At 37.3% G+C, this 10,973-nt stretch carries 8 protein-coding genes and 2 riboswitches; of the genes, 7 read left to right on the forward strand and 1 reads right to left on the reverse strand.

The window, feature by feature from the left end:
- Positions 1 to 6: 6 nt before the first annotated feature.
- A riboswitch (purine riboswitch) is annotated at positions 7 to 109 on the forward strand.
- Positions 110 to 318: 209 nt separating this feature from the next.
- The 5 genes from guaA to AC4BHP_RS18685 all read left to right on the forward strand — a co-directional run bounded on the left by guaA (position 319) and on the right by AC4BHP_RS18685 (position 5,209).
- Complete coding sequence (gene guaA / locus AC4BHP_RS18665) at positions 319 to 1,872, forward strand: glutamine-hydrolyzing GMP synthase (protein WP_066109814.1); 1,554 nt, start codon at positions 319 to 321, stop codon at positions 1,870 to 1,872.
- A gap of 505 nt (positions 1,873 to 2,377) precedes the next feature.
- A complete protein-coding gene (locus tag AC4BHP_RS18670) occupies positions 2,378 to 3,049 on the forward strand; it encodes a methyltransferase family protein (protein ID WP_140462281.1) in 672 nt (223 codons plus the stop codon).
- Between the two features lie 64 nt (positions 3,050 to 3,113).
- Positions 3,114 to 3,998, forward strand: a complete 885-nt coding sequence (gene pepI / locus AC4BHP_RS18675; RefSeq protein ID WP_490553748.1) for a proline iminopeptidase — start codon at positions 3,114 to 3,116, stop codon at positions 3,996 to 3,998.
- A gap of 325 nt (positions 3,999 to 4,323) precedes the next feature.
- Positions 4,324 to 4,650, forward strand: a complete 327-nt coding sequence (locus AC4BHP_RS18680; protein WP_066109805.1) for a PadR family transcriptional regulator — start codon at positions 4,324 to 4,326, stop codon at positions 4,648 to 4,650.
- Positions 4,640 to 5,209, forward strand: coding sequence for a DUF2812 domain-containing protein (locus AC4BHP_RS18685; RefSeq protein ID WP_066109802.1), 570 nt, complete (start codon positions 4,640 to 4,642; stop codon positions 5,207 to 5,209). The genes AC4BHP_RS18680 and AC4BHP_RS18685 overlap by 11 nt, the downstream gene beginning before the upstream one ends.
- Before the next feature lie 177 nt (positions 5,210 to 5,386).
- On the opposite strand, the gene AC4BHP_RS18690 is transcribed toward AC4BHP_RS18685, so the two are convergent.
- Positions 5,387 to 5,680, reverse strand: coding sequence for a hypothetical protein (locus AC4BHP_RS18690; RefSeq protein WP_066109798.1), 294 nt, complete (start codon positions 5,678 to 5,680; stop codon positions 5,387 to 5,389).
- A 476-nt stretch (positions 5,681 to 6,156) separates the two neighbouring features.
- A riboswitch (purine riboswitch) is annotated at positions 6,157 to 6,258 on the forward strand.
- Positions 6,259 to 6,369: 111 nt separating this feature from the next.
- Here AC4BHP_RS18690 and AC4BHP_RS18695 point away from each other — a divergent pair.
- Together AC4BHP_RS18695 and ptsG are read left to right on the forward strand one after the other, a co-directional pair.
- Positions 6,370 to 7,707, forward strand: coding sequence for an NCS2 family permease (locus AC4BHP_RS18695; RefSeq protein ID WP_066109795.1), 1,338 nt, complete (start codon positions 6,370 to 6,372; stop codon positions 7,705 to 7,707).
- A gap of 223 nt (positions 7,708 to 7,930) precedes the next feature.
- Positions 7,931 to 9,997, forward strand: coding sequence for a glucose-specific PTS transporter subunit IIBC (ptsG, locus tag AC4BHP_RS18700; RefSeq protein WP_490553756.1), 2,067 nt, complete (start codon positions 7,931 to 7,933; stop codon positions 9,995 to 9,997).
- The last annotated feature ends 976 nt before the right edge of the window (positions 9,998 to 10,973 follow it).

Genomic DNA, 10,973 nt, shown 5'->3' on the forward strand with positions numbered 1-10,973 from the left:
GCGGTTAATAAAAAGCAATCTACCCTTCATATAATTTCGAAAATAAGGTTCGGAAGTTCCTACCAAATCACCGGAAAATGATTTGACTATGGAGGAATTATATAAATGTTAACTAGAACTCTGAATTGTAAATAGGGATTCTAGTTTTTCTTTATTCGAATGAATAATCCTAAATTGTGGAATAGCTAGTACATAAAGGATAAGGATTCTAATAGGTTGATACCTGGTATTTCTTTATAAGCATATGGGGAAGAGAGATAAATATCTCTTTGGATGAAGTTGCTCAATTAACCGAAAATATCAGACGAGGTGAAAGTGATGATAGAAACAACTGATCTCCCGATTCAAGAAATGATTGTCGTTCTTGATTTTGGAAGTCAATATAATCAATTAATCACAAGGAGAATTCGTGAATTTGGAGTTTACAGTGAACTTCATCCCCATACAATTACGGTGGAAGAAATTCAGAAGCTAAATCCAAAGGGGATTATTTTCTCCGGCGGACCAAACAGCGTATATGATGCTACAGCTTTTACATGTGATGAGCGGATTTTTGATATGGGCATTCCAGTTATGGGAATTTGCTATGGTATGCAGCTAATGACTCAGCATTTTGGCGGAAAAGTGGAACGTGCAAGCAAACGCGAATATGGAAAAGCCGAAATTAAGCTGAACCATGAAAGTTTATTATTTAATGGGCTCCCTACTGAACAAACGGTATGGATGAGTCATGGTGACCATGTTGTTACAGCTCCTGAGGGCTTCCAAGTTGATGCGACGAATCCATCATGCCCAATCGCGGCAATGAGTGATCATAGCCGTCAATTATATGCTGTACAATTCCATCCAGAAGTAAGGCATTCTGTATATGGTAACGACCTGTTGAAAAACTTCGTATTTGGAGCATGTAAATGTAAAGGCGATTGGTCCATGGCTAATTTCATTGAAATGGAAATGGATAAAATCCGCAAAACCGTTGGAGACAAACAAGTACTATGTGCATTGAGCGGCGGAGTAGACTCCTCTGTTGTAGCGGTATTGATTCATAAAGCCATCGGTGATCAATTGACATGTATCTTCGTGGATCACGGTTTACTTAGAAAAGGCGAAGCGGAAGGTGTCATGAAAACATTCCGTGAAGGCTTCAATATGAATGTAATTAAAGTCGATGCTAAAGAGCGATTCATGAAGAAGTTAGCTGGAGTTAGTGACCCAGAGCAAAAACGTAAGATCATTGGAAATGAATTTATTTACGTATTTGATGATGAAGCGACCAAGCTTGAAGGAATTGATTATCTCGCTCAAGGTACGCTTTATACTGATATCATTGAAAGTGGAACGGCTACTGCGCAAACCATTAAATCTCACCATAATGTAGGTGGATTACCGGAAGATATGCAATTCCAACTTATCGAGCCTTTAAATACACTCTTCAAGGATGAAGTGCGTGCACTTGGTTCAGAGCTGGGTATTCCGGATGAAATCGTTTGGAGACAGCCTTTCCCAGGACCTGGTTTAGGAATCCGTGTATTGGGAGAAATAACGGAAGACAAACTGGAAATCGTAAGGGAATCAGACGCGATTCTTCGTGAAGAAATTAAAAATGCCGGTCTTGATCGTGATATTTGGCAATACTTCACTGTCCTTCCTGATATCCGCAGTGTAGGTGTGATGGGGGATGCCCGCACATATGATTACACAATAGGAATCCGTGCGGTAACATCTATTGATGGAATGACATCTGACTGGGCAAGAATCCCATGGGATGTACTTGAAAAAATATCTGTGCGAATTGTCAATGAAGTAAATCATATTAACCGTGTTGTGTATGACATCACGTCCAAGCCACCTGCGACGATTGAGTGGGAATAGAATTGGAAATCGATAGAACCATTGAAAACACTGAGTTTTTGAAGTGGTTTTAGGCTGGGCTGATTGATAGAAAATTGATAGCAGATATATAAACGAGACGAAAAGGTCTATCTGAATAAATCATTTCAGGTAGACCTTTTTTTCGTGGTTTCTAAAAAGATATTCAAAAACAATGAAAATAGGTTGCCCGAATACACTTTCCATTACGAGATCTTATCAGAGCTCCTCGTAAACATGAGCTTTTAGCTCTTGCAACCGGAGCCCGTGTAGAACCACGAAGCAGAAAAAATTACCTATCGATTTGCACATCTGTTTCCAGGTAGAAAAAGCAATTATAAGTGTTCGAGAAAAAGATAATGAAGCTATGAGCGATTTTGAGAGAAAGCAGGAAAGTGAAATGAGTTGGTAGATTGTGGGGATTATATTAAAATAACTTTGAATAGTCGTTACAATGTATGCAATAGTTTCCACTGAAGAGGTAAATTAGAATTGTGGGAGAGTTATTATGACAACAAAATTATTCATTCAAGCACTAACTAAATTTTTATTGGGGGTTGTTTTAGTTGGTCTATTGATATTCTTACCTGCGGGTACTTTATTATTTGCGTATGGTTGGTTATTTATGGGGATTTTATTTGTGCCAATGTTCCTTGCAGGAATTGTGATGATGTTCAAAAACCCAGAACTGTTAAAAAAGCGACTCAATGTAAAAGAGAAGCAAGATGAACAATGTCTTGTGGTAAAGCTTAGCGGACTTATGTTTTTAGCAGGTTTTATTGTTGCGGGATTAGGTTTTCGTTTTGATTGGTACACCTTACCAAAGAGTGTTGTAATTTGTGCTGCGGTGGTATTTCTTGTAGCATATATTCTTTATGCAGAGGTACTCAGGGAGAATACATATCTTAGTCGTACTATTGAGGTACAGGAAAATCAGAAAGTTATCGATACGGGGCTATACGGTATTGTCAGACATCCAATGTATAGTGTGACATTACTTTTGTTTTTGTCGATGCCGATTGTGTTAGGTTCAATATATTCGTTTTTTATTTTTCTTGTATATCCCTTTATAATTGCCAAAAGGATTAAAAATGAAGAAAAACTTCTTGAAAAAGAACTCGATGGTTATCGTGAGTATAAGCAAAAAGTCAAATATCGCTTGATACCGTTTATTTGGTAATAGTAAAGCAAATTCCATTTTGTGAAGGATCAATTATTGGATATATAACACTAGGAGGATATCTATGAAAATTACTGAAGGATTTATGCCATATTTAGATTTTAAAACGTATTACCGCATCGTTGGAGAAAATACCGGTAATAAAAAACCACTCATTTTACTTCATGGCGGACCAGGCTCCACTCACAACTATTTTGAAGTACTCGATCAATTTGTTGAGGAAGATGGACGCCAATTAATTATGTACGATCAAATCGGTTGTGGGGAATCTTATGTAGAAAATCGCCCTAACCTCTGGAACGCAGAAGTTTGGACAGAAGAACTCATTGCACTTCGCAAGCACCTTGGCTTAGAAGAATGCCATCTTCTGGGTCAATCATGGGGAGGCATGCTTCTTTTGAATTATGTTTGCAATTACAAACCAAACGGAATCAAAAGCATCATCCTTTCTAGCACTCTTCCAGCTTCTTGGATGTGGGGAGAAGAACAGCAACGTATGATTAAATTCATGCCAAAAGATATGCAAGAAGCCATTGCCATTGCAACAAGCACTGGTAACTACGATGCCCCAGCCTATTTGGCGGCAGAAGAAGAATACATGATTCGCCACGCTGGAGGACCTGTCACAGAAGATTCACCAGAATGTATGAAGCGTCCTAGAAAAATAGGAAATGAAGCATATGTAGTCGGTTGGGGACCAAATGAATTTACTCCACTCGGCACATTAAAAGATTATGATGTTACAGCGCAACTAAAAGACATTCAAGAGCCAGCACTTGTAATTAATGGAGGTAGTGATCTTTGCACTCCTTACATCGCAAAATATATGTATGACAATATTCCAAACTCTCGTTGGGAACTCTTCCGCGACTGCAGACATTCATGTTTCGTAGAAGACACAGAAAAATACATCGCTCTTTTAAAGGAATGGCTCAATGCAAACGAATAAAACTTTCAGGTTATAAGTGAGATAGATTCTATTTTTCATTTTTAGTTCTGTAGTTATAGCCACAACGTTGGATGGAGCAGAGTTGATTTGTATTTTCATCAGCTTGCCCGCATATAAGAATAAAAATAAAATGTGACTCTCTTTTTTACCTGAGATTTGGGTGGGAAAGGGGATCTTTTTTTATGTCAAAAATAAGTCTAAAGGGATAATTAAAACCAACCACTTTTGGTAAGAGATGGTTGATGAATATATTGTAGTGCGATATACTTTATGTATCGAACCACGATATAGTAGATGTGAAATAGAGCTATAAATTGGAGGAAGTATGGAAGAGCGGATTAAAAGAATTTACATACCTATGACAGAAACAGGGTTTTATATACTATTTTGCATGCAGGAAGAAATGCATGGTTACAACATTGCTAAAAAGGTGAAGGAAATGACAGGCGGCGAGATAATAATCAGTCCGGGAACTATGTATGGGAGCCTGTCAAAAATGGAGAAAGACGGGTTAATTATGTTTGTTCGTGAAGAAAATAAAAGGAAGTTCTATATGATCACTGAACTAGGCAAGCAAATTCTTAATATTGAAATAAGGCGTATTGAGAGACTATATCAAAATAGTAGAGGAGGGTTATATGATGGAAAATGATATGAAAAGAGAATTTCGCTGGTTTATGTTAACAGATTACGAGAAAGAAGAGACATTTTTGCGTGAGATGCATAATAAAGGGTATAAATTGGTGAAAGTTAAACTGCCAGGGTTTTATTATTTTGAATTATGTGAGCCAGAAGATGTAGTCTACAAATTGGATTTCAATCCGCAGACATCAGAAGACAAGCAAAGTTATTTGCAGATGTATGCAGATTATGGCTGGGAATATATGCAGGATATAAATGAATACAGCTATTTTAGAAAATCAGCAGGTAACACAGATGAAGGAGATACAAATATTTTCAGTGATGATCAATCAAAACTGGACATGCTAAAGCGGATTTTTATGAAAAAATTAGTACCTCTTCTGGGGATTTTTCTATTATTTATAGTTTGTTCGGCCATGAGTATCGCTTTAGGCGGGATTGAGAGTTCATGGAATAGGGGATTTATTATATTTTGGTCTATTTTGTTTTTAATATATTTGGTGATTTTTGTGTATTGCGGAAGAGGATTTTATAAACTGAGAAAGAATTACTCACATAGGGTAGAGTAGCCTGTAGTATAGGTGGAAGGCGACCTATCTTTATTTTTCCTATTTTGTATAAGTCCTTGTTTTGATTGACCGAGCATATAGGGCTTTTTGTTAATTCTTCCAAGGTCGAAAAGTCCTTATTCCATTATGAAGTAGGTTATAAATCCAAAATAAGAGGATAGCCAACTGGTTATCCCCTTATTTTTTGTATGGTTTGATATTTTGTTCTCTGAAATCTTCTATTTTTCTTGGTACGTTTGTGACACCGCTAAAGTTGTTGTAAAAATCCTCCCAATCTTTACCCTCTAAACGATAATATCGTTCCATTGTATCTATATACAGAAACAACGCCTGTTCAGCAATAATATCAGGGATTTCATATTCTACAGGCTGTTTGGTATCTAATCTTTTACATAATAAATTTTGTAGATTCTTTGCATACTCTAATTGTTCTTTATCTATTTTCACATTTATAAAATTTTGGGTATCCATAGTTATTTCCTCAGTTTATCAAAATCTTTGGTGAATATGTCAGTGTATTCAAAGTGCGTCCATTTCTTAATTCACATTTAGTAAAGTATAAAACCAGTATTTCTGCATTAATATCATAGAGTTGAAAGGCTAGCTTGGTGAATATGCTAATCTGAATATTCAAATACCATTATGATTATACTTTAATATCTGCTGAATTCAACAACAATATTTAGGCTTCTGGTTGTAATATATACCAAATGTGTAGGCTTTAATGGTTACTTACAACATAATCTATAAAATGGAAAGGATGTTATTTGTGTAGATCATGAATGGAAATGAGTATAAATCCTGAAAGGTATGGTAATGTTTCTAGGACTGACTACACCAATCTAGCATCAGGAGTAAATGCGAACAAATCCTTCTCAACCTCTAGATAATGTTCGCTTTATTATTGACCAAGTATCATTCTCTTGATACAATACAAAAGACCTAATAATTTAATAAATATATAAATTCGTATAATCATGGGAATATGGCCCATAAGTTTCTACCGAGCTACCGTTAATAGCTTGACTACGGATATGAATGATACTGCCTATTTATAGGTTATTCTTTGTATTTGAGTCAGCCTCGAACGGATTCGTTCGAGGTTTTTTGGTTATCCGGAACTTATACGAAAGCGTATGAAAAGAAGGAGAGGAAGTAGGTTGAAAAAGTACTTTCAGTTTGACGAACTTGGCACCAATTACAAACGAGAGATTATTGGCGGGATTACAACTTTTCTGGCAATGGCGTATATTTTAGTTGTTAATCCATTGCAATTATCTTTGGCAGATGTACCAGACCTTCCGGATTCAATGAGAATGGATCATGGTGCTGTATTCGTTGCTACTGCACTTGCTGCTGCAGTTGGTTCAATTTTTATGGGGCTAATTGCAAAGTATCCGATTGCGCTTGCTCCGGGTATGGGGCTGAATGCTTTCTTCGCTTATACAGTAATTCTAACGTTTGGTATTCCTTGGCAAACAGCTTTAGCAGGCGTTTTAGCTTCCGGTTTTATTTTTGCTATATTAACGTTGACTGGATTAAGAGAGACCATTATTAATGCGATTCCTGCAGAATTAAAATATGCTGTTGGTGCAGGTATTGGGTTGTTTATTACCTTTGTTGGTATGAAAAATGCAGGGATTATCGTCAATAATGATGCTACTCTTATTGGAATCGGTGATTTCACGGATGGAAATACATTATTGGCAATCGTAGGCTTATTAATTACAGTTATCTTTTTAGTTAAAGGCGTTAAAGGTGGCATTTTCTATGGAATGATTATTACTGCCATCATTGGGATGTTAGCAAACCTTATTGAGATTCCTGACAGTATATTCGGTGCAATTCCAAGTGTGGCTCCTACTTTTGGTGTTGCGATTGAACCGTATTTCAATCCAATTCAATCAGATTTATTCACTATCCAATTTCTGGTTGTTGTACTGACATTCTTATTTATCGATTTTTTCGATACAGCCGGTACACTAATGGCGGTTGCCAACCAGGCAGGATTAACCAAAGATAATAAATTGCCAAGAGCAGGCAAGGCTTTATTTGCAGACTCCCTGGCAACGATGACAGGGGCATTGTTTGGGACATCTACAACGACATCATACATTGAATCAACAGCAGGTGTCGCAGCAGGGGCTAGAACTGGATTCGCAGCAGTTGTAACTGGACTGTTGTTCCTATTATCACTATTCTTATATCCGCTTTTATCTGTTATTACATCACCGGTTACAGCACCGGCCTTGATTATTGTCGGGGTGTTAATGTGCTCCTCACTCGGTGATATCAATTGGTCAAAATTAGAAATTGCAGTGCCTGCATTTCTTACAATCATCATGATGCCATTATCCGGAAGCATTGCGGCTGGGATTGCCTGTGGATTTATCTTCTATCCAATTACGATGATTGTGGCTGGACGTATTAAAGAGATCCACCCAATCATGTATGGAATGTTTGTTATATTTGTTTGTTACTTTATTTTCCTTTCATAAATATGTTCTCTAAAGGCTGCCGGCTGAGTTCGGCAGCTATTTTTTTATGGATAGGAAACATGTTTGCAATCCCATCTTTGGATAGGGCCTCCATAATATTCATGTTTTCTTGGTATTTGAGTGCCTTTTGGGCATATTAACAAGTAATTATTCAGATTGGTTATGGATAGCAGAAAATAATCAGTCGCTTTTATTTTGTTAATAAGTCTAAGGAGGACGTACTATGTTCAAGAAAGTATTCGGTGTCCTGCAGAAAATTGGGAAAGCTTTAATGCTTCCCGTCGCTATATTACCTGCGGCTGGGATTCTTTTAGCTCTTGGAAATGCCATTCATAATCCGAATCTGTTGGACCTAATGCCATTTTTAGATGCTGGGTGGATTCAAAAGGTTGCAACTGTGATGGAGGATTCTGGTCAAATTGTCTTTAGCAATCTTTCATTATTATTTGCGGTAGGTGTAGCAGTTGGACTTGCTGGAGGGGAAGGGGTCGCCGGCCTGGCTGCGATCATTGGTTATCTAATTATGAATGTGACCATGGGGGTTGTTTTGAATGTGACGGCTGACATGGCTGCCAATGATCCATCCTATGCTAATGTTTTAGGCATTAACACTTTGCAAACCGGAGTATTTGGGGGGATTATTGTTGGACTGCTGGCAGCTTATATGTATAATCGGTTTTTCCGAATTGAGTTACCCTCCTATTTAGGCTTTTTCGCGGGTAAGCGATTTGTCCCTATTATTACAGCTGCTTCCGCATTGATTCTAGGTCTATTAATGACACTGATATGGCCGCCAATTCAACACGGATTAAATACATTATCTCAAAATATGATAGATACAAACTTAACATTAGCGGCATTTATATTTGGGGTGATTGAACGATCGCTTATTCCATTTGGTCTTCATCACATATTCTATTCACCATTTTGGTATGAATTTGGACAGTACACAAATAAAGCTGGAGAAATTGTTCGTGGTGATCAGGCAATCTTTTTTGCGCAGATTAAAGATGGGGTTAAATTGACAGCAGGTACTTTTATGACAGGGAAATATCCGTTTATGATGTTTGGATTACCTGCAGCTGCTTTGGCCATTTATCACGAAGCGAAGCCTGAGAAAAAAACATTGGTAGCCGGGATCATGGGATCAGCAGCCCTAACTTCCTTCTTAACAGGTATTACAGAACCAATGGAATTTTCGTTTTTGTTCGTTGCGCCTGTTCTTTTTGGAATCCATGCTATTTTTGCAGGTCTCTCCTTTATGACTATGCAACTGTTGAACGTCAAAATAGGGATGACCTTTTCCGGTGGAGTTATAGATTTTATTTTATTTGGGATAGTACCAAATCGAACAGCCTGGTGGCTTGTTATTCCGGTCGGCTTGGTAATCGCAGTCATTTATTATTTCGGTTTCAGATTTGCAATCCGTACTTGGAATCTTCGAACGCCGGGAAGGGAAGATGAAGATGATGAAAGTGCTCAGGGTAAGGGTGGTTCAGTCGATAAGCTTCCGTATGATATTCTTGAGGCAATGGGGAAAAAAGAAAATATAGCACATTTAGATGCTTGTATTACCCGTTTGCGTGTTGAGGTTAACGATATTGCGAAAGTTGATAAAGATAAACTGAAAGCACTCGGAGCTGCTGGTGTGCTAGAGGTGGGGAACAATATTCAGGCAATCTTTGGCCCGCGTTCCGAAACGATTAAATCTCAGATGAAGGATATAATGGCAGGGAATAAGCCGCGTCCTACCAAAGCAGCCTCAGATAATGTTGAAGCTGAGATACAACAACAAATAGAAGAGGTAAATCCGGATGCGTTAAAAACAGATTTCTCAAAGGGAGAATTCGCTGCACCACTTGAGGGTCAGCTGATTCCGATTTCGGAGGTTCCTGACCAAGTGTTCGCTGAGAAAATGATGGGTGATGGATTTGCGATGATCCCAAGTGAAGGAATCGTTGCTTCTCCGGTTGATGGAGAGATTATAAGTATTTTCCCGACTAAACATGCTCTTGCTATAAAATCTGACAGTGGTCATGAACTATTAATTCATGTTGGCATTGATACGGTAAAGTTGAATGGTAAAGGATTTGAAACAAAGGTTAAAGATGGCGATAAGATTACGCAGGGCCAGATATTAATGGAATTTGATTTAAATTTCATTAAGTCAAATGCGACATCCATTATTACACCGATTGTTTTTACAAACCTGCTGGCAGGAGAAGGAATTAAGTTGGTTAAACAAGGCAAAGTAAAATTAGGAGAAGTACACATAGTTGATATCATGTAAATAATAACTCGCAACTCTATCTATACTGGAAAGGGTTGCGAGCTTTTCATTTATATATATGAAAGAAAAGAATGTTTAATAAGAGATGTTCTTTTGAGGACTCTTAATATTTTCTCATAGTATCTTGGAGTTGGTAACGAAATTCAACAATCTCCGACGCTTATTATGAGAACGTTCAACCTGAAATGAATATATTCTAGGTTTGGCGAAGACGGTAGTTATTGGTGCAAAGAATCAGCAGCAAATTGGAGAATTAGTCCTTAGGAATTAAGAAAACGGTATTGTTAAACGACGATATGGGTGACTTGTTTCAATTATTGCGTACCAGATCAAGCTTTCTCTGGAAGAACAACGGGAGCCTATTTTTGCAATAGCTTCTATAGATTAAGTATTTGCTTCGCTGTTGAATGGCAAATAATTAAGGTATTCCCGATTGTATGCTGTTAGACAATGGGATAAATCTTGATTCACGTAGGGAGCGTTAAGTTGAAACTTAGCGATCAAGGTTAGAAGTTATTATATAGAAGGAAAAGCGTATATGAAGGAGTCATCTTTGAATATAGATGAGAACTGATGGTATTCGACAATAGTATTAATATACTATAAAAATTAATAACAAAATCGTCTTGTTGTTAATCTAGCACAATGAAATTGAATGTCTGAGTATTTTTATTTTAATTTAATGGTTGACGTATGCTTTAATAGCGTGCTACTATAAGTAAGCACCAGACAGGAACGAAACAATATCAAAAAAATGTTGACTTTCGAAAATGTAGGTGCTATGATAATAAAGTTGCTTTTGCAACGCGAACCAAATGAAAGATTGTTAGTTAAATACATTAAAAGAAACGCTTGACAACAACAAGTTATCTTGATATAATGTAAGAGTCGCTAACACGACAGATTGTTCTTTGAAAACTAAACAAAACGAAACGCCAAGCAAGTCTAAAAACAAGAGATTTTTAAAATCTCGTCA

The sequence above is a fragment of the Pradoshia sp. Z4_20 genome, assembly GCF_058216035.1.

What these genes read in the sequence shown, in the direction of transcription:
- ptsG (WP_490553756.1), top strand. Translation starts at nt 7,931, where the DNA reads ATGTTCAAGAAAGTATTCGGTGTCCTGCAGAAAATTGGGAAAGCTTTA.
- pepI (WP_490553748.1), top strand. Translation starts at nt 3,114, where the DNA reads ATGAAAATTACTGAAGGATTTATGCCATATTTAGATTTTAAAACGTAT.
- AC4BHP_RS18670 (WP_140462281.1), top strand. Translation starts at nt 2,378, where the DNA reads ATGACAACAAAATTATTCATTCAAGCACTAACTAAATTTTTATTGGGG.
- AC4BHP_RS18680 (WP_066109805.1), top strand. Translation starts at nt 4,324, where the DNA reads ATGGAAGAGCGGATTAAAAGAATTTACATACCTATGACAGAAACAGGG.
- guaA (WP_066109814.1), top strand. Translation starts at nt 319, where the DNA reads ATGATAGAAACAACTGATCTCCCGATTCAAGAAATGATTGTCGTTCTT.
- AC4BHP_RS18685 (WP_066109802.1), top strand. Translation starts at nt 4,640, where the DNA reads ATGGAAAATGATATGAAAAGAGAATTTCGCTGGTTTATGTTAACAGAT.
- AC4BHP_RS18690 (WP_066109798.1), bottom strand. Translation starts at nt 5,680, where the DNA reads ATGGATACCCAAAATTTTATAAATGTGAAAATAGATAAAGAACAATTA.